Source organism: Rouxiella sp. T17, assembly GCF_036663475.1.
Classification (GTDB): Bacteria; Pseudomonadota; Gammaproteobacteria; order Enterobacterales; family Enterobacteriaceae; genus Rouxiella.
Genome location: NZ_JAWUEA010000042.1, coordinates 258275 through 283595 on the forward strand (window position 1 = coordinate 258275; position 25321 = coordinate 283595).

23 protein-coding genes and 1 other annotated feature are annotated in these 25321 nt (G+C 52.2%); of the genes, 4 read left to right on the plus strand and 19 right to left on the minus strand.

Translation table 11 applies throughout. The features are described from left to right. Positions 1-138 precede the first annotated feature (138 nt). The 9 genes from SC206_RS21750 to hisG all read right to left on the minus strand — a co-directional run bounded on the left by SC206_RS21750 (position 139) and on the right by hisG (position 9560). On the minus strand, positions 139-2055 hold the full coding sequence (locus SC206_RS21750; RefSeq protein WP_332740757.1) for a hypothetical protein: 1917 nt from the start codon (positions 2053-2055) through the stop codon (positions 139-141). A 284-nt stretch (positions 2056-2339) separates the two neighbouring features. Then, positions 2340-2954 carry a bifunctional phosphoribosyl-AMP cyclohydrolase/phosphoribosyl-ATP diphosphatase HisIE gene (gene hisIE / locus SC206_RS21755; RefSeq protein ID WP_332740896.1) on the minus strand — a complete coding sequence of 205 codons (615 nt, stop codon included), beginning with the start codon at positions 2952-2954 and terminating at the stop codon, positions 2340-2342. Positions 2955-3001: 47 nt separating this feature from the next. Beyond that, positions 3002-3775: an imidazole glycerol phosphate synthase subunit HisF gene (gene hisF, locus SC206_RS21760; protein ID WP_332740759.1), complete on the minus strand. Its 774-nt coding sequence runs from the start codon at positions 3773-3775 to the stop codon at positions 3002-3004. Beyond that, positions 3757-4494, minus strand: a complete 738-nt coding sequence (gene hisA, locus SC206_RS21765; RefSeq protein ID WP_332740761.1) for a 1-(5-phosphoribosyl)-5-[(5-phosphoribosylamino)methylideneamino]imidazole-4-carboxamide isomerase — start codon at positions 4492-4494, stop codon at positions 3757-3759. The genes hisF and hisA overlap by 19 nt, the downstream gene beginning before the upstream one ends. Positions 4495-4499: 5 nt before the next feature. Beyond that, complete coding sequence (gene hisH, locus SC206_RS21770; RefSeq protein WP_332740763.1) at positions 4500-5090, minus strand: imidazole glycerol phosphate synthase subunit HisH; 591 nt, start codon at positions 5088-5090, stop codon at positions 4500-4502. After that, on the minus strand, positions 5090-6172 hold the full coding sequence (gene hisB, locus SC206_RS21775) for a bifunctional histidinol-phosphatase/imidazoleglycerol-phosphate dehydratase HisB (protein ID WP_332740765.1): 1083 nt from the start codon (positions 6170-6172) through the stop codon (positions 5090-5092). Before hisB ends, hisH begins: the two co-directional genes overlap by 1 nt. After that, positions 6169-7308, minus strand: a complete 1140-nt coding sequence (hisC, locus tag SC206_RS21780) for a histidinol-phosphate transaminase (RefSeq protein WP_332740767.1) — start codon at positions 7306-7308, stop codon at positions 6169-6171. The genes hisB and hisC overlap by 4 nt, the downstream gene beginning before the upstream one ends. Then, a complete protein-coding gene (gene hisD / locus SC206_RS21785; protein ID WP_332740769.1) occupies positions 7301-8656 on the minus strand; it encodes a histidinol dehydrogenase in 1356 nt (451 codons plus the stop codon). Before hisD ends, hisC begins: the two co-directional genes overlap by 8 nt. 4 nt (positions 8657-8660) lie before the next feature. Then, a complete protein-coding gene (gene hisG / locus SC206_RS21790) occupies positions 8661-9560 on the minus strand; it encodes an ATP phosphoribosyltransferase (protein ID WP_332740772.1) in 900 nt (299 codons plus the stop codon). A gap of 70 nt (positions 9561-9630) precedes the next feature. Then, positions 9631-9754, minus strand: a sequence feature (His leader region). 360 nt (positions 9755-10114) lie between these two features. Here hisG and SC206_RS21795 point away from each other — a divergent pair. Further along, the gene (locus SC206_RS21795; RefSeq protein ID WP_332740774.1) at positions 10115-10948 is read left to right on the plus strand and encodes an SDR family oxidoreductase; all 834 of its coding nucleotides are present in this window, start codon (positions 10115-10117) and stop codon (positions 10946-10948) included. A 17-nt stretch (positions 10949-10965) separates the two neighbouring features. Here the strand turns inward: SC206_RS21795 and SC206_RS21800 are convergent, their stop codons facing one another. From SC206_RS21800 to SC206_RS21815, 4 genes are all read right to left on the minus strand, one after another. After that, positions 10966-12090 carry an NAD(P)/FAD-dependent oxidoreductase gene (locus SC206_RS21800; protein WP_332740776.1) on the minus strand — a complete coding sequence of 375 codons (1125 nt, stop codon included), beginning with the start codon at positions 12088-12090 and terminating at the stop codon, positions 10966-10968. A gap of 57 nt (positions 12091-12147) precedes the next feature. Beyond that, positions 12148-12978 (minus strand): amino acid ABC transporter ATP-binding protein, encoded by an 831-nt coding sequence (locus SC206_RS21805; RefSeq protein WP_332740778.1) that lies wholly within the window; start codon positions 12976-12978, stop codon positions 12148-12150. Positions 12979-12980: 2 nt separating this feature from the next. Then, positions 12981-13787, minus strand: coding sequence for an amino acid ABC transporter permease (locus tag SC206_RS21810; RefSeq protein ID WP_332740780.1), 807 nt, complete (start codon positions 13785-13787; stop codon positions 12981-12983). A gap of 116 nt (positions 13788-13903) precedes the next feature. Then, positions 13904-14731, minus strand: coding sequence for an ABC transporter substrate-binding protein (locus SC206_RS21815; RefSeq protein WP_332740783.1), 828 nt, complete (start codon positions 14729-14731; stop codon positions 13904-13906). A 213-nt stretch (positions 14732-14944) separates the two neighbouring features. On the opposite strand from SC206_RS21815, the gene SC206_RS21820 reads away from it, so the two are divergent. After that, the gene (locus SC206_RS21820) at positions 14945-16012 is read left to right on the plus strand and encodes a LacI family DNA-binding transcriptional regulator (protein WP_332740785.1); all 1068 of its coding nucleotides are present in this window, start codon (positions 14945-14947) and stop codon (positions 16010-16012) included. A 745-nt stretch (positions 16013-16757) separates the two neighbouring features. On the opposite strand, the gene SC206_RS21825 is transcribed toward SC206_RS21820, so the two are convergent. From SC206_RS21825 to SC206_RS21835, 3 genes are all read right to left on the minus strand, one after another. After that, positions 16758-17447, minus strand: a complete 690-nt coding sequence (locus tag SC206_RS21825) for a CidB/LrgB family autolysis modulator (protein WP_332740787.1) — start codon at positions 17445-17447, stop codon at positions 16758-16760. Next, complete coding sequence (locus tag SC206_RS21830) at positions 17444-17842, minus strand: CidA/LrgA family protein (protein WP_332740789.1); 399 nt, start codon at positions 17840-17842, stop codon at positions 17444-17446. The genes SC206_RS21825 and SC206_RS21830 overlap by 4 nt, the downstream gene beginning before the upstream one ends. 202 nt (positions 17843-18044) lie before the next feature. Beyond that, the gene (locus SC206_RS21835) at positions 18045-19121 is read right to left on the minus strand and encodes a sugar ABC transporter substrate-binding protein (protein WP_332740791.1); all 1077 of its coding nucleotides are present in this window, start codon (positions 19119-19121) and stop codon (positions 18045-18047) included. 354 nt (positions 19122-19475) lie between these two features. On the opposite strand from SC206_RS21835, the gene SC206_RS21840 reads away from it, so the two are divergent. Beyond that, positions 19476-20636, plus strand: a complete 1161-nt coding sequence (locus tag SC206_RS21840) for a PQQ-dependent sugar dehydrogenase (RefSeq protein WP_332740794.1) — start codon at positions 19476-19478, stop codon at positions 20634-20636. On the opposite strand, the gene SC206_RS21845 is transcribed toward SC206_RS21840, so the two are convergent. The 3 genes from SC206_RS21845 to SC206_RS21855 all read right to left on the minus strand — a co-directional run bounded on the left by SC206_RS21845 (position 20625) and on the right by SC206_RS21855 (position 24217). Continuing rightward, positions 20625-20765 carry a hypothetical protein gene (locus SC206_RS21845; protein ID WP_332740796.1) on the minus strand — a complete coding sequence of 47 codons (141 nt, stop codon included), beginning with the start codon at positions 20763-20765 and terminating at the stop codon, positions 20625-20627. The two genes, SC206_RS21840 and SC206_RS21845, sit on opposite strands and share 12 nt — an antisense overlap. Positions 20766-21455: 690 nt before the next feature. Then, the gene (locus SC206_RS21850) at positions 21456-22754 is read right to left on the minus strand and encodes an MFS transporter (RefSeq protein ID WP_332740798.1); all 1299 of its coding nucleotides are present in this window, start codon (positions 22752-22754) and stop codon (positions 21456-21458) included. Next, a complete protein-coding gene (locus tag SC206_RS21855; RefSeq protein ID WP_332740800.1) occupies positions 22751-24217 on the minus strand; it encodes a M20 family metallopeptidase in 1467 nt (488 codons plus the stop codon). The genes SC206_RS21850 and SC206_RS21855 overlap by 4 nt, the downstream gene beginning before the upstream one ends. A gap of 168 nt (positions 24218-24385) precedes the next feature. Between SC206_RS21855 and SC206_RS21860 the strand changes: the two genes are divergently transcribed. Continuing rightward, positions 24386-25309 (plus strand): LysR family transcriptional regulator, encoded by a 924-nt coding sequence (locus SC206_RS21860; RefSeq protein ID WP_332740802.1) that lies wholly within the window; start codon positions 24386-24388, stop codon positions 25307-25309. Positions 25310-25321: the final 12 nt, after the last annotated feature.

The following is a 25321-nucleotide window of genomic DNA, read 5'->3' on the forward strand; positions in this document are numbered from 1 at the left end:
ATGAACCCTCCAATGCTTCATTTGAAACCGTATTGAACCATCCTGCTAGCTCTGTCTCTAACCCTTATATATTCCTACTTAATGCACGATGTACATTGAACCGCTAGCTTTTAGGTCTACGGCAAAGTTACTTAACATTTACTCGAAACTATAATCAAGGTTACTTACTTGAAGACCCAGTTTACGCGGGTCGCCGTTCATTTTGAGGTCTCTTGGGCTTTTAACGACCTCAAAATCAAATCTTAATATCAGTAAAGCTTTATTGGGTACGTTATTCTCTAGGCTAAAGGTGATTTCATGAACACCTGAAGAAAGATTTAGTTTTTTTACCACAATCCCGTTGGCGCTCAACGTACCTTTTAATGGCTGATTGGTCAAAGCATGTAATAGAAATTTCCCAGTTTTCCAGTTAGTTGGAGGATTTAATAGCATCGTCGGATGATAGCCATCGGTCCAACGATAATTTTCTTGATTCCAACTCCAATCTCTCCACAAGTAAGCTTTATTGCTTCCCCCAAAGGTCAAATGTCCTTGAGAAGATAAGTTTGCTATCGCTAAATCGGAAATCAGCTTTTTATTGTAAATGAGGAAAATCGTATCGTTGAATTTGAGTGTTTGATCAGGTATACCAAATTGGTTAACTACCCCTTTTGAGCACAGTGCCACATTTGGGCATGTTTCACCATCGTTCTTAATGGCTACAAACTGTCGAGTAGGGGCATTCTCACTATCAATGTCATACCAATTTACAAAGGTCTGTCCTCTATCTACGAACAGGGCTTCACCAGAATGAATATCAAAAGTGATAGGTCTAATAATTTGTTGCCAGTTGGAATACCACGTGGTTGCTAGGGCATCAGTGCCCCAATAAGGGCCATAACCATAATGTAAGTCATTTGCGCGTAGGAACTTTACTAGCACATTCGCGGTGGAAGGGCGATCCTTGTGAGGTGCGAGCGTAATATGCGAGGCATATCCAGAAACGGTCAGCATCAACAGTGGGATTAAAAAGACTTTGCGGTCTGAAATAGCACGAAGAAAAATACAGCCAATAGACAGGTAAATGATATTAACTAAGAAGCGCGCACTATATTGCGCTGCCGGCGTTTCACCTAATATAAAGGAAGAAGTGATACCCAATATTGACATCAGTATCAAGAAATCGGCAGTGCTAATGCGTAGCGGTTTGCGAATAGAAAGTAGATACATGCCGATAATTAGCAGAGCAGAAATTATGAAAGTAGTTTCCTGCTGAACCATAAATAGGTTAAGCATGCCACCAAGGCCGTATAAAAACCAATAGCCATTCGAGAGCATTTGTTCGACTGAACCCAGTTTGAAACGGGCGATAGGGAGGTGCAACAGGTGTTCAATTGCATGGGTGAAAAGTATTATACCAGTCAACGCTGGAATAATTAATGCCTTACGTTCTCGCATTTTGAGAATGAATGTCTGATAACATGTGGCAAACAGGAGCGGCAAATAATAAGCCGCTAACATCCAGGGATCACTGACCGAAGCTATGATCACGAGTATATAAATGAGGATGTCAATCGAGTTTTTGCGCTTACGGATATTAATTAGATAGAGATAAAGACATAGGAGTCCATATAGGTTGGTTATATTATGAGAGAAAGGGTGAGTAATATAACCTGGAATGACAGCATATTGGCTTAAACCACAAAAAAATGGTACTAATAGGAAGCTCAAGGTGTTGTTACTACGTTCATAGCAAATGGCGGCCATGAGTGTTGCGCAGAGAAAGAGTTGAGCTATAGAGACCCCATACATTATGTCTGGTGAGGTGCTACCTGTTAGTTCAAACAATAGAAAATGGATTGGGTATACAGAAAAATACCAGTTGTCCGGCGTGGGTAGCCAATTTTTCATTACTGACCAACCGTGCTGCTGAATTTCATGCCACACTATCGAAGAATTAGCTACATCCGCATCAACAGTAAAGTTTAAATTAACTACCCAGATGCTTACAATTAAACCTAAAACGAGGCATGAAATAGTAAAAGCTAGCTGACTTTTCTGCATTTTATTTAGCATTATTATTAATTTCTCTTACTTATTAGATAGAGATTTGGTGATAATTAGTGAGCGCACAGTAAACTAATAATTATGTTTATAATACTTAAGTTTTATTACTGCGATTTTATCGCTTGCTGAGTCATGATTCTAAACGGAAATTATTCCCGACAAAGCAAAAATAACGAACTGATTTAACGATGTTTTCAATGCATTTTTTTAAATTTTTATTAAGTTAAGCTATAAAAAAAGCCGCCCAACTCTGGCGGCTTTTTAACATCTATAATTCAGATAAGTGCGATGAGTTACTTACTGTGCCTCTCACGCAGATTCTCGATCACTGTACTAAAATCTAAATCCTGATCCTGGAGCAGGACCAGCAGGTGATAGACCAGATCCGAGGCTTCGTTTTTCAACTCGAAACGGTCATTGACGGTAGCTGCCAGCGCGGTTTCAACGCCTTCTTCGCCGACTTTCTGCGCGATACGCTTGGTGCCGCTGGCATAAAGGCTGGCGGTATAGGAGCTGTCAGGGCTGGCGGTTTTACGCGATGCCAGCAACTGCTCTAAATGGTACAAGAATCCCCAGTCGCTGCTTGCCGGATGGAAGCAGCTGTTGTTGCCTTTGTGGCAGGTCGGGCCAATAGGATTGACCAGAATCAGCAGCGAATCGTTGTCGCAATCCGGCGTAATACTGACAACATTCAAGAAGTTGCCGGAGCTTTCGCCTTTGGTCCACAGGCGCTGTTTAGTGCGCGAGAAGAAGGTGACTTTGCCGCTGCTTTGCGTAACGTCCAGCGCTTCGGTATTCATGTAACCCATCATCAACACTTCGCCCGAGACGGCGTGCTGCACGATAGCAGGCATCATGCCGTCGGTTTTTTCCCAGTCGAGCTGACCGAGTTGTTCTGCGCTAAGAATAACGGGGGCTTTGACGCTTTTAACTTCTTGATTCTGTTCTAGATTGCTCACAAGCGGATCTCCACGCCTTGTTCGGCCAGATAGCGTTTCAGCTCACCGATATTTATGATTTGTTTATGAAACACGGAAGCGGCCAGCGCGCCGTCGACTTTCGCCAGCGTAAAGGCGTCGAGGAAGTGTCCGCGTTCGCCCGCGCCGCCGGAGGCAATTAATGGAACCTGACACACTTCGCGCACCATATTGAGCTGACGAAGGTCATAGCCATTGCGCACGCCGTCCTGATTCATCATGTTTAACACGATTTCGCCTGCGCCGCGCTGCTGCACTTCCTGCACCCAATCCAGCGTCTGCCAGGTGGTTATTTTAGTGCGCGTTTCGTCGCCGGTAAACTGATGTACTTGATAAGTATCGGATTCTGCGTCGTGCCACGTATCGATTCCGACCACGATGCACTGCACGCCGTAGCGATCGGCCAGACGGCTAATCAGCGTCGGATCGGCTAATGCAGGGGAGTTGATCGAAATCTTGTCCGCGCCGAACTCTAAAATGCGGCCCGCATCTTCAAGCGTTTTAATGCCGCCCGCCACGCAGAATGGGATATCAATCACTTCAGCGACGCGGGTGATCCAGCTTTTATCCACCACGCGGCCATCGGAGGAGGCGGTGATGTCGTAAAACACCAGTTCGTCGGCGCCTTCTTCGGCGTAGCGTTTTGCCAGTGGCACGATATCGCCGATGATCTCGTGATTACGAAACTGTACGCCTTTGACGACCTGACCGTCTTTGACATCAAGGCAGGGAATTATCCGTTTTGCCAGCATGAAATTGCCTCCGATACGTTAAATTTGCCGTCAAGCAGGGCGCGGCCAACGATCACGCCTTTTACGCCCGTGTCGCGAAGCGCGGCGATATCAGCCAGTCCGCCAATGCCGCCAGATGCTTGAAACGCCACCTGCGGGAATCGCGCGCAGACCTCGCGATACAGCTCGACGTTAGAACCGGCGAGAGTGCCGTCGCGGGAAATATCGGTGCACAAGACGTGTTTTAGGCCGAACGGTAAAAACTGTTCAACGACCTGCTCGAGCGTGGAGTCCGAATTTTCCTGCCAGCCGCTGACCGCGACGTGCTTGTTTCCGGCTTCATCAATGCGAACATCCAGCGCCAGCACCAGCGCGTCGGCACCAAAACGGGTAAACCACTGCTGCACTAGCTCAGGATTTTTAATCGCCGTTGAACCGACCACCACGCGCGACACGCCCGCCGCTAATAGAGCTTCGACGTCCTGCTCGGTACGAATCCCGCCGCCAACCTGTACCGGCACGCTTACACCGGCAACCAGCTGTTTTAGCAGGGGAATTTGTCGCGCTGCCGGATCTTTCGCGCCGGTTAAATCTACCAGATGCAGCACTTCTGCACCCTGAGCCTGATAATCCTGCAGGCGCGGCAAAGGTGAATTGCCATAGTCACGCTGCTGGCCGTAGTCGCCCTGATGCAAACGCACCACGCTGCCCTCGATTAAATCCAAAGCGGGGATAATCATGCTGCTTACATCTCCAAAAAGTTTTTCAACAGCTGCGCGCCAGCGGAACCCGAACGTTCCGGGTGAAACTGCACGCCGAAGAAATTGTCTTTTGCTACGGCGGCGCTGAACGGCTCGCCGTAAAGCGTCTGCGCGATGGTGTTTTCACACACCGGCATCGCGTAGCTGTGCACGAAATAGAAGTAGGCGTCTTCGTCGATGCCACGGAAAAGATGATTTCCGGCCAGCGCCTTCACTTTATTCCAGCCCATGTGCGGCAACGGCAGGCCGCGATCCGGCATCTTGATGACGTTTTTATCAATAATACCGAGCGTCTGAATGCCGCCACTCTCTTCACTGGCGGCGGCCAGCAGCTGCATGCCGAGGCAAATACCCAGCACCGGCTGGGTGCAGGCTTTGATTAACTCGATCAGGTCGCGCTCTTCCAACTTGTCCATTGCCGCCTGCGCGGTGCCTACGCCCGGCAGGAACAGCTTGTCGGATTGCAACACCACGTCGGCTTCACGGCTGATTTTCGGTTCGTAACCCAAACGTTTGATCGCCGCATTAACCGAAAACAGGTTGGCACAGCCGGTATCGAGGATAACGACGTTCATTAGAGCACTCCCTTCGAGCTCGGCAGGGTGTTACCGTCAACGCGAATGGCCTGACGCAGCGTGCGGCCAAAGGCTTTAAACAGGCTTTCGACACGATGATGATCGTTCTTGCCCTTGGTTTTCAAATGCAGGGTGCAGCCCATGGCATACGAAAGCGAGCTGAAGAAGTGCTCGACCATTTCGGTGCTTAAGTCGCCCACGCGCTGGTAGCTGAATTCGGCTTTATATTCGAGGTGCGGACGGCCCGAGATATCCAGTGCGCAGCGCGCCAGACATTCGTCCATCGGCAGCACGAAGCCGAAACGGCCAATGCCGCGTTTGTCGCCCAGCGCTTTGTTCAATGCTTCGCCGAGCGCCAAACCGGTATCTTCAACGGTGTGGTGATCGTCGATATACAAATCGCCTTTTACTTCGATGTTCATACGAAAACCGCCGTGGGTCGCAATCTGGTCCAGCATGTGGTCGAAGAAACCCACGCCGGTTTTGATTTTGCTGCCGCCTTCGCGATCAAGCCAGACGTCGACGTCGATCGCGGTCTCGCGGGTCACGCGATTAACTTTGGCGTGACGGTCGCGCTGCGTAAGCTGCTTGGCGATAGCCGCCCAGCCCAGCGTGTCGCGCTGATAGCGCAGGCCGCCGATGCCCATATTCTGTGCCAGCTGGATGTCGGTCTCGCGATCGCCAATGACATAACTGTTGACGCTGTCGAGCACGCCGCTGTCGAGATAGCTCTGCACCATCTGGGTTTTCGGCTTGCGGCATTCGCAGTTATCGGCCGGCAGGTGAGGGCAGATAAGGATGTCGTCAAACGCGATGCCCTGCGAGTTCAAAATTTGCATCATCAGGTTGTGCGGAGGATCAAACGTTTCCTGCGGGAAGCTCGAGGTGCCCAAACCGTCTTGATTGGTGATCATCACCAGCTTGAAACCCGCCGTTTGCAGGGCCAGCAGCGCAGGAATCACGCCCGGCTCAAAGGCCAGCTTCTCGAGGCTGTCGACCTGAAAATCTTGCGGCGGCTCGGAAATCAGCGTGCCGTCACGATCGATAAAAAGAATTTTTTGACTAACAGGGGTCTGGCTCACATAGGCTCCTTGCTGGCGCAACGGTTTTCACTCACGGATGATTGAGCGCCCGGTAACGGACGCAGTGCGTCAATGACGCGCTGGCACTCTTTTCGGGTGCCAATAGTAATGCGCAAACAGCCGGAAAGGCTCGGTTGCTTATTCTGATCACGCAGGATAATACCTTGATCCCACAAGCTTTTAAACACGCTTGCTGAGGCGGTCATACGCACCAGCAAGTAGTTGGCTTCGCTGGTAAACACCTGCTCGACACAGTCACAGTTCTCAAGCTCCTGCTGCAACCAGTGACGGGTTTCAGTCACCTCGGCTACGCGTGCGCGCATTGTTGCCAGACCCTGATCGCTCAACGCCTGCGCGGCAATATCGGCCACCGGCGTGGCAAGCGGATAAGGCGCGATGACTTTATTCAGCACGTTGATCAACTCAACGTTAGCCAGCGTAAAGCCACAGCGCAGGCCCGCCAGCGCAAAGGCTTTCGACAGCGTGCGCAGAATAGCGAGGTGCGGATAATCTTTCAGCCAGCCTGCAACCGTCGCCTGCGGACAAAACTCGATGTACGCCTCGTCGACGGCAACAATGGCTTTGCCACGCGTCATTTCCAGCACGGTGCGAATATCTTGTGGATTAATCAGCTGGCCGGTCGGGTTGTTCGGGCTGCAAATATAGACTAATTTCACGCCGTCGAGCGACTGCTCAATCGCGGGCACATCAAGCTGCCAGTCGGCTTTCGCCATCACTGTGCGCCCTTCGACGCCAAAAGTCTCGGCGCTGACGCTGTACATGCCGTAAGTCGGCGGACAATAAAGGATAGCGTCTTTGCCCGGCTCGCAGAATGCGCGAATCAACAGCTCGATGCTTTCATCCGCGCCGCGACAGACCAGAACCTGCTCCGGCTGCACGTTGGCGTAGGCCGCGTAACGACGAACAACCTCTACCGGCTGGCTTTCTGGATAACGGTTAAACGTTTGCGCAGTCAGCTCGAACTGAGGCGCCAGCGCGTATTCGTTAGCATTAAGCCACACGTCGCCATTGCCGCCGAGGCGGCGGGCAGACTGATAGGGCGTCAGGTCCTGCACGTTTTCGCGTGCCAAAGAGACGACGCTGGAAGAAACTTCACTTTCAAGATTGTCAGACATTTCCACGCTCCTTCAAGGCGGCCACGCGCAGGGTAACGGCGTTTTTGTGCGCGGTCAGCTGCTCGGCCTGAGCCAAAGTTTCAATCGTCGGGGCCAGCGCCAATAGGCCCGCCGGGGTTAACTGCTGCACGGTCATACGTTTCTGGAAATCGGCCAAACCCAGGCTTGAGCAGGTTGCGGTATAGCCGTAGGTTGGCAGCACGTGGTTGGTGCCCGAGGCGTAATCGCCCGCCGATTCTGGCGACCAGTCACCCAGAAATACCGAGCCCGCGCTGGTAATGCTGTCGACCAGCGCTTCAGGTTCGCGAGTTTGCAGAATCAGGTGCTCTGGACCGTAGGCGTTGCTGATTTCAACACACTGCGCCAAATCTTTCGCCACGATCAGTCGGCTGCTTTCCAGCGCCTTACGGGCAATGTCACTGCGCGACAGGCTTTGCAACTGATTTTCGACGGCGATCGCCACGGCCTTTGCCATCTCGAGGCTTGGCGTTAGCAATACGACCTGCGAATCAGGGCCGTGCTCGGCCTGTGACAGCAAATCTGAGGCCACGAAGTCCGGCGTCGCGCCTTCATCGGCAATCACCAGCACTTCTGACGGACCGGCTGGCATATCAATCGCCGCGCCGTTCAAGCTCTGACTCACCTGACGCTTGGCTTCCGTAACGAAAGCGTTACCCGGCCCGAAGATTTTCGCTACCTTCGGCACGCTTTCGGTGCCGAAAGCCATCGCGGCGATAGCCTGCGCGCCGCCGAGCTGATAAACCTCGGTCACGCCGCACAGCTTGGCGGCATAGAGAATTTCATCGGCAATCGGCGGTGGCGAACACAAAATCACTTTATTGCATTCGGCAATGCGCGCCGGGGTCGCCAACATTAATACGGTTGACGGCAAGGGCGCAGAACCGCCTGGAATATAGAGGCCCACGGAGGCGATCGGACGGGTAATCTGCTGACAACGCACGCCAGGCTGAGTTTCGATATCCACTAGCGGCAGCTTTTGCGCAACGTGGAAAGTCTCGATATTACGCACCGCGACGGCCATCGCCTGCTTTACGTCGTCGCCGAGACGCGCGGAAGCCTGCTCGATTTGCTCTGCCGTCACGCGAATATTATCAACCTCGGTTTTATCGAAATGCGCGCAGTATTCGCGCAGCGCCGCGTCACCTTCGTTGCGCACGCGGCCCAGAATCTCGGTGACGGTTGCGGTAATGCTGCCCGACGCGGCGATAGCAGGGCGCGTTAACAGCTCGCGGCGCTGCTGCTCGTCGCAGGCCTGCCAGTCAATCGGCGTTGAAAACCCGACAGACTCCGAGAAACCCTTAGAGGATGAGAAACCGTTGGCTTGCATCGTCTTACTCCATCATCTTTTCAATTGGCAACACCAGAATCGAGCTCGCGCCCAGCGCTTTCAGTTTCTCCATGGTTTCCCAGAACAGCGTTTCGCTGCTGACCATGTGCATCGCCACGCGCTGCTGGTCGTTGGCAAGAGGCAGAATCGTCGGACGTTCGGCACCTGGCAGCAGGGCGATAATTTCGTCCAGACGCGCACTTGGTGCATGCATCATGATGTATTTCGATTCACGCGCCTGAATCACGCCCTGAATACGGGTCATCAGCTTGTCGATCAACAGCTGTTTAGCCTGTGACATTTCGCCATCGCGCTGAATCAAACAGGCTTTCGAACGATAAATCACTTCATCTTCTTTCAGGCCGTTGGCTTCTAAAGTGGCACCCGTAGAGACCAAATCACAAATCGCATCGGCCAGACCCGCGCGCGGTGCTACTTCTACCGAGCCGTTAAGCAGGCAAGATTTGAAATCAAGATTCTTTTTATCGAAATACTGCTTGAGGATGTGCGGATAAGAGGTGGCGATACGCTTGTTGCCGAGGCTTTCAGGACCGGTGTAATCGAAGTCCAAAGGCGTGGCCAGCGACAGACGGCAGCCGCCGAAATCGAGACGACGCAGCGTGAAATAACGCGGATCTTCACCCTGAGCGCGGCGGCTCAGCAGCTCTTCTTCCAGCACGTTTTCGCCGATAATGCCGAGGTCAACCACGCCATCCATTACCAGACCCGGGATATCGTCATCACGAACGCGAAGAATGTCGATTTCCATGTTTTCGGCGAAGGCGATCAGGCGCTGCTCTTGCAGGTTGATTTTGATCCCGCAGCGGGCCAGCAGCTCACGGGATTCGTCGCTGAGGCGACCTGATTTTTGCATCGCGATACGTAAACGGTTCTTGTCCAACATGATTCAATCCTTTCAAACAGTATTAAAATTAAGTTTATGTTTTAATTCATTTTTCTAAATCTTCGGGGCGAAAAAAAAGCCCCCGGAAGAAATCTTCCGAAGGCTCTCTGCTGCGTTCTGCGCCACTGGAAGATCTTAAAAGTCTCCCAGCACCAATCTGCCTGAAAGACTAGTCAGGATGATGGTGATGATGGTGGTTAATCAGAACGTTCAGCATGGTGTGTTTCTCTCGTTATTTGAATCGTGCCTGCCGCGATAGGGCAACAGGTTAATAATCTGTTGGCATTTAACCTAAACCACCGCGCACGACTGCGCAACCTTTTTTTAGGGTGATGAATAATATTAATATCTTTGGCGGTCTAATGATTAACGTGAATGAATTGTCATGGGTTGTATAGAAGACCTGAATGAGGCGGCTTAAGTAAATCACTGAAAAGACGTTTAAATTCATTCACGATTATAGCGTTGAGTTAGGCGGATGAGGGCGTTAGCCTGCTAAACTCAAGGTTAGATGAACATAATTAAACAAAGAAAACGCAGTCACGGAGAGCAGGATGAAAAAGGTATCGATAATTGGTCTAGGCTGGCTCGGCATGCCGCTAGCCATGGCCCTGAGCGCGCGCGGTTATCAAGTCGTCGGCAGTAAAACCACTCTGGACGGCGTTGAAGCGGCGCGAATGAGTGGCATCGACTGTTATCAGCTAAATTTCACGCCCGAACTGGCGTGGGAATGTGACACCGACGATCTTGATGTTTTGCTTAACGTCGACGTGCTGATTATTACCTTGCCCGCGCGACGCACGGTGGAAGGCAGCGAGCTTTATTTCCAGTCAGTGCAGATGCTGGTGGACAGCGCGCTGGCGCACAATGTCGGACGGATTATTTTCACCAGTTCGACCTCGGTGTATGGCGACGTTGAAGGGATCGTGCGTGAAGATTCGCCGCTTTTACCGGTAACTTCAAGCGGCAAGGTGTTGAAAGAGCTGGAAGAGTGGTTCCATCGATTGCCGAATACTTCAGTTGACGTGCTGCGTCTCGCGGGATTGGTCGGTGCGGAACGTCATCCGGGGCGCTTTTTGGCGGGTAAAAGTAACGTAAAAGGGGCGAATCACGGCGTGAATCTGGTGCATCAGGATGACGTGGTTGCGGCGATTCAACTGCTGCTTTCTCTGCCGCGCGGCGGTCACACGTACAATCTGTGCGCGCCCGCGCATCCTGCCAAACAGCAGTTTTATCCGCTGTCGGCCAGAAAATTAGGGCTGGCCGAACCTACTTTTGCTGCAGAACCGGCTGAGTCGGCGGGCAAGCTGGTTGACGGCAGCCGCATCGTAAAAGAGTTGGGTTTTGAGTATCAATATCCCGACCCCGAGCGGATGCCGTTGAACTAAATCTGTTTTATCTCAAATTAGGCAGAAAAGCGTTCAGGGCGGAAAGTTGCCAGCATCGGATGCTTTTCGCCGCTGGCGATTTCACTGGCTAATAGTTCGCCCACAATCAGCCCTAACGTTGCGCCCGAATGCGTAAACGCCACGAAGCAGTTTGGCACGGTTTTTAGCTCGCCCAATACCGGATTGCCGTCACCTGGAATAGGCTTCAAACCTATTTTCCAGCTGGCGGCCTTCAACCCTTTGTCACCCGCCAATACCTTGGCCGCTTCCTCGACCAGTTCGTTAACCACGGCTTCGGGAATGGTATATTCGCCTTTGTTATCAAGGGTGATGGAAGATTCGTACCAGTCGTGATCCAGCGCCAGCGTTTTGCCCGGATTAGGACGTAGCGCCACGCGCGGGGTATTCATCACCACCTTGATATTTTTTTCGACCGGCTGAGTGATCACCAGCATCGACAGCGGCGAATCATTTGGAATCGTCACGTTGAGCGGGGCGACAACGTCTGGCGTTTGCGGCCCGCAGGCTACCAGCACGGCATCGGCCGAGAAGCTTTCGCCATTGTTGGTGCGCACGCCAATCGCCTTGCCGCTGGCATCCGTCAACACGGAGGATTTTCCGGCGTGTTCAACCAGCTGCCCACCCAATTTGTGGAATTCGACCAGCAAGAAGTTCACCAGATGCGGCAGGCTGACCCAACCTTCACCCTGATTAAACAGCGCGCTTTCGGTGACGGCGTCGGCGTTAACTTCGGGGTCGATTTTGCTGACCTCTTCCGGCGCAACCAGCTGTGAAGCGTAGCCGTGCGCGCTTTCATAGGCGTAACGCGCCTGCGTTTCCTGCTGCTTATCTTTGCCCCAATAGAGGCCGCCGTCGAAACGCAGCCATTCGCGGGAAGGATCTTGGGCAAAAAGGGTGCGATAACGGTCGATGCCGGCCATGCGAATGGCGTGATATTCCTTGGTACGATCGGCAGCCGAGTTGAGCCACGACAGCGAGCGGCCCGATGCGCCCGAAACCAGCGCCGCGTCGGTGATGAGCGTGACGTCAACGCCACGGCGCAGCAGGTGAACCGCGCTCGAAACGCCGATGATGCCGCCGCCGAGAACAATGGCGCTTTTTGCCTTATTTTCTAATGACATAATCTTTCCTATTGCTAATAAATGAGTTAATTGCAAGCTGCCGTGAGCCTCAATGGATCACAACACCTCAGATAAAAATCGCTGCAAACGAGCAGACTGCGGACGGTCAAAAATCTCTTCCGGCGTACCGGCCTCGACGATTTCGCCCTCATCCATAAACACCACCTGATCCGCCACTTTGCGGGCAAAACCCATTTCGTGGGTGACGACGATCATGGTCATGCCACGGCGGCACAGGTCCGCCATTAAATTCAACACGCCTTTGACTAATTCAGGGTCCAGCGCCGAGGTGGCTTCGTCGAACAGCATGACTTCGGGGTCCATCGCCAACGCGCGGGCAATCGCCACGCGCTGCTGCTGGCCGCCAGAAAGATAACGCGGACGATGGTCGGCGCGCTGCTCGAGCCCAACTTCTTTTAATCTTTCGGCCGCCAGTTTATAAGCCACGGCCTTGGGTAATTTTTTGATTTTCCAGGGCGCCATCGCCACGTTTTCGAGCGCGGTGTGATCCGGAAACAGATTAAAGTGCTGGAAAACCATGCCGATACGCAAACGCAGCGCGTCGGGTTTATCTTTCAACACCGATCGACCCGACACCAGCACGTCGCCAGAATGCGGCTCGTGTAGCCGATTTATTCCACGCAGCAGGGTGGATTTGCCCGATCCCGATGGCCCGATAATGCAGGTGGTGGTGCCCGGCGCGACCTTTAATGAAACATTACGCAGCACCTGAATATCACCAAATGCCAGCGTTAAATCACGGATTTCAACACTTGCGCCGTGAAACGCCTGCGTCTCTTCCTGCGTGACAGTCTTTTCATCTTGCGTAAGCTTTTTATCCTGAACAAACTTTTTATCTTTGATTAACAGTGTAGTAGACGCCGTCATGATTATTGTCCTCGCTCGATGGTGAAGGCACTGCCGCCGCCGCGCGGATCCAGCTTGCTCAGCTCGTCGACTTCTTTCAAGCTGCTGACCGGACGGGTCATTTTGCGACGCCCGGTGCGGAAACGGTCATCGACATAGTTGACCAAATGGGTCATCGGCACGGTAATAATCAGGTAGAACAGGCCGGCAAGCATCAACGGCGACAGGTTGCCGGTCAATACGGCGGCGTCTTGCCCCACGCGGAACAGCTCGCGTTCGTTGACCATCAAACCGAGCAGATACACCAGCGAAGAGTCCTTGATGATGGCGATAAACTGATTGACCAGCGCCGGTAACACGCGGCGAATGCCCTGCGGAATAATCACCAGCCGCATCGCGCGACCATAGCTCATGCCCAGCGCGCGGCAGGCTTCGAGCTGGCCTTTCTCCACGCTTTGAATTCCGGCGCGGAAAATCTCGCCCATGTAGGCGCTGGCAATCAAGCTTAGGGCAAAAATGCCGAGCGGATAAGGCGAGGGGCCAAACAGCTCGTAGCTGTAGCGCGCCAATCCCTGACCGATCAGCAAAATGGTCAGAATTGACGGCAGGCCGCGAAACAGGTCGGTATAAATACGCGACGGCACGCGCAGCCAGCGCGAAGGTGAGATGCCCATCAGCGCCAGAATCAGCCCGATGGTAGTACCCAGCACGGTCGCGGCAATCGAAATTATCAGCGTGTTGATCAGCCCGACTTTCAGCAGCTGCGGCAACACTTCACCCATCGAGTGAAAATCGAAAAAGGTGCGGGAGAGCATTTCAAATAGACTCATACTTGGACTCGCTCTTTAACAGGGTGGACTCGCTCTCTCGCTCATTCACAGGGTGGAATATCTCCACCGCTGGATGAACAGAGAGAAGTCTTTGTATTCAGGCTAGTTATTCAGTCTCAACTAGATTTTGGCAGATACTGTTTTGGCATCGGTGAACCCGGGAACCATTTCTCGTAAAGTTTTTTCCAGGTGCCATCCTGCATCGACGCCTGAATCGCCTTGTTCAGCGCGGCTTTAAATTCCGGCTTGTCTTTGGCGATAGCAAAACCGGCTGGCGCATCAAACGAAGGAATGTCGGCGGCGTGAATCAGGTTAAAACGCGCGGCGTAATCCTTGGCGGCTTCGTAATCGAGGAAGTCGGCATCGACGGTGCCATTATTGAGTGCTGAAATCGCGGCATTGTTATCCGGGAAACGTACCAGATCGGTCTGGGTAAAATGCTGGACCGCGTAATTTTCCTGCAACGTGCCTTGCACGACCGCCATGCGATGTTTGGCGAGAGAGTTAACGTCGGTCACGCCTGAATCTTTACGGGTCAGCACGGTCAGATAACCGGCCAGATAACCGTCTGAGAAGTCGACAGTTTTTGAACGGGCAGGCGTAATGCCGATCGCCGCGACGCCCACGTCATAACGGCCATTGGCCACGGAAGGCAAGATGCCCGCGAAATCCTGACCGATAAATACCACTTTATTGATGCCGATACGTTTCGCGACGTCAGTGAAAAATTCTACGTCGAAGCCCGTAAAATTGCCCGAAGCGTCGGTGAACGTGTAGGGCTTGGCATCGCCGAGGCTTGCCACGCGCAGCTCGTTAGGTTGAATCAGCCCGTAAGGATTAGCCTGTTTGTCCGCCGCCGTGGCGAAAGAAGAGGAGAGGGAAAAGAGTGACACTGAGGCGATCAGTGCAGCGGCCAGCTTAACGAAGGAGTTTTGCGATTTCATAGTGAGTCCGTTTTTGTTGTAGTTAACATCAACGACACTTGAGCCGGCCCTTTTTATAACGCCCAAAACGACGCTGGAGACTGGTCTCAATGCAGGTGCTGATAATCGAGACGAATCATTGTGAGACCGGTCTCAAATCAGTTATGATGATACTAGCAACGGCTTTATCGAAACGTCAATCTCCCTTAACGCAACCTGTGATACGAATAACTTATGAGTCTAGGTAACATTCGCAGTAAAGCCCCGACCGTGGCCGACGTCGCGCGGGAAGCACGGGTGTCGAAGGCCCAAGCGGCGCGGGCTCTCGGCGGTTACGGTTCCGTCAGCGAAGAGGTATTGACGCGAGTAATGGCGGCCGCGCAAAAGCTGGCTTATCGACCCAACGAAGTGGCGCGCAGCATGAATACTGGCCGTTCCAACACGCTGGGCGTGATTGTTGGCGACATTGAAAACCCGCACTTCGGTTTGGCGCTGCGTGGAATCGCCGACGTGGCGCGCGCGGAGGGGTATCACATTTTGCTTGGCAACAGTGACGAAACGCTGGTGGAAGAGCAGGACGCGGTAAGAGTGATGCTGGAGAAACAGGTCGACGGCATTATTATCGCGCCAAGCTCTTCGTTGCAGAAGGATAACGCCCATTTGGCGCAGATTTTGGCCGACGGCAGGGCGTTAAAACTGTTTGACCGCGGCGTGCCTGGTCTTCCCGTGGAGGCAATTATGGTCGATTTTACGGCCTCTTCGCGTCAGGCGACTTTAGCGCTGCTCGACGCAGGACATCGGCGTATTAGCTATTTAACTAGCATGACGCTCGACAAGCCTTTTGTCTGCGCCGATGAACTTGGCTTAACGCCGGTAGCGCAGCGCGTGGCGGGCATGGAGCAGGCGTTTGCCGAGCGCGGCGTGCCGTTTATTGCCGAACTTATCCAGCCCAACGCCTCCAGTGACGAGGCCATCGCGGCTATCGTCGACACACTTTTTAAATCATCGCAGCCATCGACGGCATTAATCGCCTCCGACAGCCTGATCGCCATGAGCGTACTGCGCGAACTTGCCAATCGCAAGCTGCGAGTGCCGGAGGATTTATCATTTGTGATGTTCGATAACTTCCCGTGGACGGAGATAGTCTCCCCGCCGCTGTCGGTGATTGCACAGCCGGTGTATGAGATGGGAAGGGAAGCGGCAAGACGGATTATTTGCGACTTGAGGGGTGAAGTCGCGGGCACCCTTAAGGAGTTTGGAGCGATTTTCATCGCTCGGGGATCCATAGGGGTGGTGGTATAGATTTGGAATCTATAGGCAATTTTTTTTAATTTCAAATTTAGGGTTTTAAATTCAAGTTCAACGGCATGCGCTTCGCTTACTGCGCGGCGGCGCAGACCGCCCAAAGAGGCGCAGTAGCTCGCCCCTTTGGAATCCCAAGCTTTTTTTCCACAGCTGTAACTTGAGGACTAAAAAGTTACATCTTTCCAGCGACCACTGCGTGTGGCGTTGGTCGCGCGGCTTCGCCGTTCCTTCATTACGGATTTGAGCCAAACACGTCTCAAATCACTCCACTCAGCGCCGCCCTGATCCCGCCAATTACAGCTTAAAAAGAAAAAAAGGTAACTTTTCTGCGGTCAAGAACCGATTCTTCAACCTAAAATTTATTGTTTGAGGGATCGGCTTTTGACCGCCCAAGAGTATCCGCCCTTGCTTTAAGTGTTGTGATTGGCGGGATCAGGGCGGCGCGGAACGGAGTTGAGAAAGACGTTTTTGGCTTTCGAGCGAAGTGACGGAAGCGCGAAGCGCCGCGACCTACGCCACACTTCGGAGTCACTGGAAAGATCTCACTTTTTCAGCTCTCAAGTTGCAGCTGTGGAAAAAAAGCGCGGGATTCTCAAGGGTGTTCGCTTAGGAACATCCTTGAGGCGGTCTGCGCCGCCGCGCAGTAAGCGAAGCGCATGCAGTTGAATTTGAAATTGAATTTAAAGATTTAGACCTAAAGAAAATTGCCTTTAGATTTAAAATCTAAAATACAGATTTTGCTTTAAAAGATTTTTAATAAAATAGGAAACAAAAAGGGTGCCACTAATGAGGTGATAATCCCACAAATCACCAACGCCAGTGAACTAAACGCCCCTTCCTGATAATCAAGCTCGGCGCAACGTGCAGTCCCAAGCGCGTGCGAGGCGTTACCAATCGCTAATCCACGTGAAGCTTTAGTCGTTATCTTCAATAGATTTAAAATCGTGTGGCCGAACACTGCGCCAAGAATACCGACGAAAATAACGCACACTGCGCTAATGGCCGGAATACCGTGGATTGCCTGCGAAGTCGCCATGGCTATCGGCGTGGTCACCGATTTCGGTAAAACAGAGGCGGCAATTTCGGGCGTTGCACCCATCCAAAGCGCAATCGCGGTGCCTGTCGTCATCGCGACCACGCTGCCAATAAAGCAGATGCTCAGAATCGATTTCCAGCGGGCGCGAATTTGATGCAGCTGCTCGTATAAAGGAAAGGCGAGGGCAACGACGGCGGGTTGTAGCAAATCGTTGAGGATTTTGCTGCCGGCAAAATAGCGCGCGTATGAGACGTGAGTCACTAGCAATATCGGGATGATTATTACCATCGACATTAATAATGGATTAAGTAACGGCATCCGCAGCTTGATTGCCAGTTTGCGCGTGGCCCAGAACACGACCAGCGTCAGCGGCAGTGACCACCAGATTTCGCTCATGGTTTTTCCTCCGGATCAATCACGGTTTTACGCTCGGCGTGCACATATTGCGAAGAGTAGGCCACGACCAGCAGCACGATAAATGTACTGATAAAACAGGAAACCACCAGCGGCCCAAACTGACTGCGCAGCTGGTCGTAATAGTTCATCACGCCCACGCCAATCGGCACAAACAGCAGCGCCATATAACGAATCAAAATACTGCAACCGGGTTTGACCCACTTATAAGGCAAGATTTGAGTCGACAGCAGCACAAACAGAATCAGCATGCCGATAATGCTGCCCGGTATAGCCAGCGGAAGCAGGGCGGAAATAGCATTCCCTGCGTAAAGACAGGCATAAATCAGAATAAATGCCCGTAAATATTGGATAGGAAGTGATAGTGCGGATTTCATGGTCTTGCCCCAGTCGAAATATGCATTCATCATACAATTAAAATTAATCGCCTTCCAGTGTGATCGCGATCACAGAGGCAATTTTTTCATCGATGAGCTGTTTGATGAGTGTACGCGAAGGCTGGCAGAGAGGATGAAAAGAAAAACCCGCCAGTTTTTCGCTGACGGGTAATTAGCAGATGAGAGAAAACTTAATACAAGATTATTTTTTGTACTTGGCTTCAAGCGTTGCGAACCACGGCGCGGTGAAATCTTCCGATTTTCCCCAACCCGGAATGATTTTGCCTAACGCGTTAACGTTAACGGCACCCGGCTGGCTCGCCAGTAGCGCCTGCGGGATGACCTGCGCCGGGAATTCATAAGTCGCAGGCGTTTTTTCACCGGCAATTTTCAGCGCCACTAAACGCAGGTTCACCGCGCCGATAAGCTGAGTATCCACTGCGGCAGTAAATTTCCACGGGCTATCCTTCTCGCGCATCAGTTGGAGATCCTGATTCGACGCGTCAATGCTATAAAGCTTGATTTCTGTACGGCCGTTTTCTTTTAATGCCTTATATGCGCCCTGACTGAAGGCATCCCACGCGCCCCAAATGGCATCGATTTTTCCTTTCGGATATTTAGCTAACAGCGCGCCGACCTGATTAGCCGTATCGCCCTGAACGTCGGAAGAGACGGCACCGATTGACTCAAGCTGATGAATCCCCGGGTTATCTTTCAAGATCTGCTGATAAGTAACGTTACGGCGCTCCATTGGCGGGAAGCCCGCCACCCACAGGCGCACAATATTAGCTTTGCCGTTGAAATCTTTAACTAATTCGCCCATCGACGCTTTAGTCAACGAAGTATCATCTTGGCGTGACACCGTCACTCCCGGCGTGCCCTCGGTGACTTCAGTATCGAATACGGAAACGGCGATGCCTGCATCGGTAATGCGTTTCACCAAATTGTTGGAATAGGGGCCGCGGCCTTGAGAGAGAATGATGCCGTCATATTTCTGGCTGATCGCCTGATTAACAAAGTCCTGGAATTTTGCGTCGTCGCCGTTGCTCAGGAAAGTGTCCACCTTGAAGCCCAGCGCACGGCCTTGCTTGATGGCACCCGCCAAGAATTGGGTCGTATTGTCATCGGAACCAAGATTACGAATCACCGCGATGCGAATAGGTCCATTATGCTGCGCGATGGCGGCAGGAATGGCGGCGATGGCAGGTTTTTCGGCAGCGAACGCCGGAACAGCGGCAAACAGGCTCAATGCGAGCAGTGACGCGGACATTTTTTTCATTATTACTCCGTCAGGCGTTGGCGGGATCCCAGTAGGTCACGCATTAAAGGAATGCACAGGTTAGTTATATTAAAATTGAACTATATAGACATCTATAAGGCTAGGTGTCTAATTTAACAAGCATAGTAGCGACTTGTTTCCTGCTTTGGAATGGCCTTGATTATCATTTTTCGCGCCTTGCATATATTTTTTGGCTATAAGAAAGGCGTCGATTTATTAACCGCCTTTTCCATTTGGCCTGAGCTTTTTCAATACTTTAGATATTGTTTAATTTACAGTCCCTATACATTGGGGCGTTATTACTCGTCTAAAATACAACTAAACATCAATTTGCCGTTTCGAAAAGGATCTCACATGCCGTTTTCCCTTAAGATTTCTTCCCGCGTTTGGCCCGCGCTGCTGGTGGCTGGCGTGATAGCGACGCCCGCCGCTGCACTGGCGCAGGCCGCAGGCAAACCGGTGCCAAAACTGGCGCTAAATGTCGAAACTGAATTAACGGGATTAGATCATCCATGGTCGCTGGCTTTCCTGCCGGATAATCAGGGCGCATTGATTACCGAACGCAGCGGAACGTTACGTTTATGGCAGCCAGGCAAGCCACTTTCTGAGCCTTTAACCGGCGTGCCGGCCGTGTGGGTAGAAGCGCAGGCGGGATTATGGGACGTCAGGCTGGCGCCAGATTTTGCTACCAGCCGCCGCGTCTATCTCAGCTATGCCGCCAAGGATGACAAAGGTGAGCCGCACGCCGAGCTGGGTTACGGCACGCTGTCGCAGGACGGGCTGCATCTGGAAAACTTCAAAACTATCTTCGTAGAAACGCCTGCTTTGGAAAGTGGCATCAACCTTGGTGGCCGATTGGTATTTGATGCCAAGGGCAATATTTTGATGTCGCTGGGCGATAATAATCAGCGCAGTCAGGCGCAGGATCTCAATTCTCTGCGCGGCAAAATCATCCGTCTTACGCCTGAGGGCGGCATTCCCGCTGATAATCCGTTTGTGAAAAATGCCTCCGCGCGGCATGAGATCTGGACCTACGGCAATCGTAATACGCAGGCGTTGGCTTTTAATCCGCAAAGCGGCGAGCTGTGGGAAACCGAACACGGCCCACGCGGCGGCGATGAAGTGAATATTCTCAAAGCAGGCAGCAACTACGGCTGGCCGTTTGCCACCTTCGGGATTAACTATTCCGGCGTGCCAATCCCTGAAGCAAAGGGTTCGCACATCGACGGAATGGAAGATCCAATCTATTACTGGCGCGTTTCACCCGCTGTTAGCGGCATGGCGTTTTACAATTCCGACAAATTCCCCCAATGGAAAGATATGTTGTTTGTCGGCGCGCTAAAAGAAACCACACTAATTCAGCTGCGGGTTAACGATAAGCGTGTTTTAAACGAGAAGCGCGGCCTGACCGATTTAGGGCAGCGGATACGTGAGGTTCAAGTCGGGGCAGATGGGTATGTTTATGTTTTGACTGACGAATCAAAAGGAAAGCTTTTAAAAATCTCACCAAAATAGTTTTGATTTTTTAATTTCAAATTTTTTAAGTTCAAGTTCAAGTTCAAGTTCAAGTTCAAGTTCATGCGCTTCGCTTACTGCGCGGTGCTGGGTTTGACCGAGCCATTGCGGTTTTAAATTCAACTTCATGCGCTTCGCTTACTGCGCGGCGGCGCAGACCGCCCAAAGAGGCGCAGTCGCTCGCCCCTTTGGAATCCCAAGCTTTTTTTCCACAGCTGCAACTTGAGGACTAGAAAGGGAGATCTTTCCAGATACCTCAGCGCGTGGCGTAGGTCGCGCGGCTTCGCCGTTCCTTCACTACGGATTTGAGCCAAACACGTCTCAAATCACTCCACTCAGCGCCGCCCTGATCCCGCCAATCACAGAATCTACGGCAAGGGCGGAAACTCTTAGGCGGTCAAAGGCCGATCCCTCAAACAATAAATTTTAGGTTGAAGAATCGGTTCTTGACCGCAGAAAAGTTACCGTTTTTTCTTTTTAAGCTGTAATTGGCGGCTTCAGGGCGGCGCGGAACGGAGTGAAGAAGACGTTTTTGGCTTCTGAACGAAGTGACGGAAGCGCGAAGCGCCGCGACCAACGCCACACTTTGGAGTCACTGGAAAGATCTCACTTTTAAGCTTTCAAGTTGCAACTGTGGAAAAAAAACGCGGGAGTGCAGAGGGGCGCGTTAACGCCCCTCTGCCTGGTCTGGGCCAGCGCCCAGTAAGCGAAGCGCATGAATTTGAATTTGAATTTAAAAGTTGAAATTGAATCTAAAGACCAGATTCTAATCCCTTAGAAAATTGCCTTTAGATTCCAAATCTAAAATCCAACTCGTTGTTATTTCTTAGTTTGCTGCGACTTTATTAAAGCCCATAAACTCAATAACGCCACTATCATTAAATAATAACTTGGCGCTAAACTGGTCCCAGTCGCACTAATCAGCAATGTACAGATAAACGGCGCAAAACCACCAAATACCGTCACCGCCACGTTATAGCCAATCGCCATGCCGCTAGCACGCGTGGTCACCGGGAACAAATCCGCCATCATCGACGGTACCGCCGAGAAATAAACAGATTTCAGTAACGCCATCCAGCAGACCAGCGCCACCAGCGAAAACGCCGTGGTGTAGTGAGTCATCAACCAAAATCCGGGATAAATCGTCACCAGCAGCAGGATAAGTGAACCCCACATCAGCGGCAAACGACCGACTTTTTCCGCCCATAGACCCATCAACGGCGTCGCGACAGTCAGAATAACGCCAGCCAGCAGCGTAGCAGTGAAGGCCACTTGACTCGAGAAATGCAGCGTTTTAGTAGCGTAAGTCGGCACGTAATTCAGCATGTAGTTGACGGCGGTAGAAACCACCATCAAACCCACCGCCATGCACAGCAGCGATTTTTGCTTACCAAACAGCGTTTTGAGGGGCGATGCGGTTTTATCAGCTTTAACAAAGCTCTCTGCTTCGGTAATGTTGCGACGAATGTACAAACCCACCGGACCAATCAACAGGCCAAAGGCAAACGGAATGCGCCATCCCCAATCCTGAATCTGCGCTTCAGAAAGCCCCTGCGCCAAGCCCAGACCAAAAGCCGAAGCCAGAAGGGTACTCGCGCCCTGCGTCGCAAACTGCCAGCTGGCGATGTACGCCTTGCGCTCAGGGAAATGCTCGACCAGAAACGCCGTCGAACTGCCAAATTCTCCGCCCGCCGAGAAGCCCTGAATCAGACGCGCCAGCAAGATAAGCAGCGGCGCGGCCAGACCAATCGTTGCGTAAGACGGCGTAACAACAATCATCAAACTGCCGAGCATCATTAAACTTATTGAAGCCAATAACGACGCTTTGCGGCCCGCGCGGTCGGCAAACGCCCCGAGCACGATTGCACCCAACGGACGGATCAGGAACGACACCCCGAAGCTGCCGAAAGCCAGCAATAAAGAGACTGTTTGGTCTGTCGTCGGGAAATAGGCGCGGGCGATATAGGCCGCGAAGAAGCCATAAACCGCGATATCGAACCACTCCAGCGCGTTGCCGATACAGGTTACAAACAGCGTTTTGGTCAGGCTCGGTTTTGCCACACTGCCTGCCAATGGAGAAGGGTTTACAGCAGCTTTTGCAGAGGAAAACTGGCTCATTTTTTACCGCCTTTTGCAGACTGTGCCGCGTGTTCATAGTGGGCTTGCAGCAACGTATCGCCGCGCTCGCCTAAATCCCAGAATAGACGAGTCATGATTTCGAGCCCTTCGCGAGCAATTGAAATCAGCATATGTTCATCGACAGCGTGCTGACCGCAGGCCGGATAAGAGTGCGGCACCCACAGCGTCGGTAGGCCAAGAATATCGGCAAACACTTCATTAGGCAGCGAACCGCCCAGATTCGGCAGCAGCGCAGGTTTTTTATCGCTGCTTTGCGCCATCACGTCGAGCGCCCAGTTGACCAGCGGATCGGTGGGATCAAAACGGGTCGCCGGTGAGCCGCGCATAAATTCCACCTCAACCTGCGGGAAGCCGTGCGCATCAAGGTGTGCGCGAACGTGCTGTTGCAGATTCTGCCAATCGGTACCCACCACAAATCGCAGCTGACAAACCGCCGTCGCGTTGCCCGGAATGGCGTTCATCGGGCGCGCAGGATTGCCGGTCAGGAATGACAATACTTCCATTTGGTTCCAGGCAAATAGGCGCTCGGCAGGGGTTAATCCGGCCTCGCCCCAATTTACGTCTATTTCCGGATCGCCCGGCGTGGCGGCGACTTCAACGTCTGAAAGAATCTCACGAATCGCCGCGCTGACTGCCGGCGGTTTTAACGCGCTCACTTGCAGCTGGCCGTGTTGATTAATCAAAGAAGAAATCGCGTTGGCGAGCAGCGTGCCGGGGTTTGGCAGCAGGCCGCCCCAGTTACCGGAGTGATAATCTTTGTCCCGTGCGTTCACCGTAAGGCGGAAATTTACCGCGCCGCGTGAGCCTAAAAATAGCGTAGGGCGCTCTGCGCTAAGGCGCGGGCCGTCGGAGGCGATAAAAATATCGGCACTCAACGCTTCTTTATAGGTGTGGCAAATTTCGGCCAAGCCCGGCGAACTTATCTCTTCGCCCATTTCAAACAGCAGCTTGCAGTTGAATCCGAGCTTGCCGTCGCGAGCCGCAAAAACCTGCTCGAGCGCGGCAATATTGACGCTGTGCTGGCCTTTATTGTCAGCGCTGCCACGTCCGTACCAGCGATCGCCGTCTTCTTTCAGCTCCCACGGGTTCAGCCCTTCGCTCCAGTTTTCGTCGTCACCAAACACGACGTCGCCGTGACCGTAGCTTAAAACGGTGGGCAGCGCGGCATCTTCGATGCGAGTGGCTATCAAAAATGGACGATGCGCTGCATGAGGATTTTCAATAAGTTGCAGCTCAAAGCCCATCGCCAACAGCGCGGGATTAATCTCTTGTTCAAAGTAACGCATCAGTTCGTCATCGCGCTGTGTTGACTGGCTTTCAGTCGCCAGCGCCACGCGGCGAGCTAAAATAGCTTTAAACTCACCGCGGTCAAACCACGCCATTGCGCGATTTACTGCATGTTCTGCCGTTAATTTATCCACTGTCGTTTTATTAATAGTCATAAGAATAGCCTGATGTTGTGTCGTATTAGTGTTAAATCGTTTTGTTGTTATCGTTCTATCTAATACAAAAGTGAGCGTTGCCACAATTATAAAAATTGCAATATAGCGTTGCTTTAATTATAACGCTCATATGCACAAAATAGAGGCACGCACACTTTTGGGGCGATTATGCAAAGTAACGAGATTCGTTATTTCATGGCGGTAGCGAGTACAGGTTCACTGAGCGCGGCCAGTAAACAGCTGTTTGTGGCAGTTTCGGCAATCAGTCGGCAGATTCAACAGCTTGAAGCGCGGGTCGGTGCGACGTTATTTGAGCGTCATGCGCGCGGCATGGTGCTAAACGATGCTGGGCAGATTCTGGAAAATCACGTGCGTAAGAGCATGATGGATATGGAGTTTGCGATTGCTGAAATTCAAGGACTCAAAGCCGTTCGCCGTACGGTGATTCGAATGGCCTGCACGGATGGCCCTGCTTTTGACCTGTTGCCGCAAATGTTTGCCCGTTTCCGCGCGATTAATCCTGGCGTGATGTTTTACCTTAACGTGGGCACCGCGTTGCAGGTATCGGAGATGATCCGCAGCGGCGATTGTGACTTGGCGTTGCAGTTTAGCCTAAGCCCCGAGCGGGGCGTCGACGTGCTGGCCTCGCATCCTGCAAAGGTTAGGATGGCGATGCGCCCCGATCATCCTCTAGCCGACCGCGACATTTTATTAACCGACTTGCATGCTTACGCGCTGGCATTGAATGAGCCGAGCAGCACCATTCGACAGCTGTTTGATATCACCTGCCGAATGAACGGAATATTTCTCGAGCCAGCATTAAGCTGCAATCGTTTCAGTACGCTGTATGAATTTATGCTCGGCACGCCGGGCGCTATCGTGGCTTGTAGTCATTTCTCACTGCTGTTTAAGGCGCGTACCGACAATTTGGTGGTCAAATCGATCAACATCGAGCAGCTTAATCAGCGTACCTTGCAGCTGCAAACTCAGGCGGGCAAGCATCGTTCGGCGGCGCTAAGCCAGTTTATTGATTTCAGCTGTGATTTGCTGACGCGTGAAAGCGAGGCATTCGAACGGGATTTCAAGCTATGAAATCTTTGGTCC

Bases quoted from the DNA above. Each gene is read 5' to 3' on its own strand.
- SC206_RS21830 (WP_332740789.1), bottom strand. From the start codon at position 17,842: ATGAAATCCGCACTATCACTTCCTATCCAATATTTACGGGCATTTATT.
- hisG (WP_332740772.1), bottom strand. From the start codon at position 9,560: ATGTTGGACAAGAACCGTTTACGTATCGCGATGCAAAAATCAGGTCGC.
- SC206_RS21820 (WP_332740785.1), top strand. From the start codon at position 14,945: ATGAGTCTAGGTAACATTCGCAGTAAAGCCCCGACCGTGGCCGACGTC.
- SC206_RS21855 (WP_332740800.1), bottom strand. From the start codon at position 24,217: ATGACTATTAATAAAACGACAGTGGATAAATTAACGGCAGAACATGCA.
- hisH (WP_332740763.1), bottom strand. From the start codon at position 5,090: ATGAACGTCGTTATCCTCGATACCGGCTGTGCCAACCTGTTTTCGGTT.
- hisD (WP_332740769.1), bottom strand. From the start codon at position 8,656: ATGCAAGCCAACGGTTTCTCATCCTCTAAGGGTTTCTCGGAGTCTGTC.
- hisF (WP_332740759.1), bottom strand. From the start codon at position 3,775: ATGCTGGCAAAACGGATAATTCCCTGCCTTGATGTCAAAGACGGTCAG.
- SC206_RS21860 (WP_332740802.1), top strand. From the start codon at position 24,386: ATGCAAAGTAACGAGATTCGTTATTTCATGGCGGTAGCGAGTACAGGT.
- SC206_RS21845 (WP_332740796.1), bottom strand. From the start codon at position 20,765: ATGAAGTTGAATTTAAAACCGCAATGGCTCGGTCAAACCCAGCACCGC.
- SC206_RS21810 (WP_332740780.1), bottom strand. From the start codon at position 13,787: ATGAGTCTATTTGAAATGCTCTCCCGCACCTTTTTCGATTTTCACTCG.
- SC206_RS21850 (WP_332740798.1), bottom strand. From the start codon at position 22,754: ATGAGCCAGTTTTCCTCTGCAAAAGCTGCTGTAAACCCTTCTCCATTG.
- SC206_RS21800 (WP_332740776.1), bottom strand. From the start codon at position 12,090: ATGTCATTAGAAAATAAGGCAAAAAGCGCCATTGTTCTCGGCGGCGGC.
- SC206_RS21840 (WP_332740794.1), top strand. From the start codon at position 19,476: ATGCCGTTTTCCCTTAAGATTTCTTCCCGCGTTTGGCCCGCGCTGCTG.
- SC206_RS21815 (WP_332740783.1), bottom strand. From the start codon at position 14,731: ATGAAATCGCAAAACTCCTTCGTTAAGCTGGCCGCTGCACTGATCGCC.
- hisA (WP_332740761.1), bottom strand. From the start codon at position 4,494: ATGATTATCCCCGCTTTGGATTTAATCGAGGGCAGCGTGGTGCGTTTG.
- SC206_RS21795 (WP_332740774.1), top strand. From the start codon at position 10,115: ATGAAAAAGGTATCGATAATTGGTCTAGGCTGGCTCGGCATGCCGCTA.
- SC206_RS21825 (WP_332740787.1), bottom strand. From the start codon at position 17,447: ATGAGCGAAATCTGGTGGTCACTGCCGCTGACGCTGGTCGTGTTCTGG.
- SC206_RS21750 (WP_332740757.1), bottom strand. From the start codon at position 2,055: ATGCTAAATAAAATGCAGAAAAGTCAGCTAGCTTTTACTATTTCATGC.
- hisC (WP_332740767.1), bottom strand. From the start codon at position 7,308: ATGTCTGACAATCTTGAAAGTGAAGTTTCTTCCAGCGTCGTCTCTTTG.
- SC206_RS21835 (WP_332740791.1), bottom strand. From the start codon at position 19,121: ATGAAAAAAATGTCCGCGTCACTGCTCGCATTGAGCCTGTTTGCCGCT.
- SC206_RS21805 (WP_332740778.1), bottom strand. From the start codon at position 12,978: ATGACGGCGTCTACTACACTGTTAATCAAAGATAAAAAGTTTGTTCAG.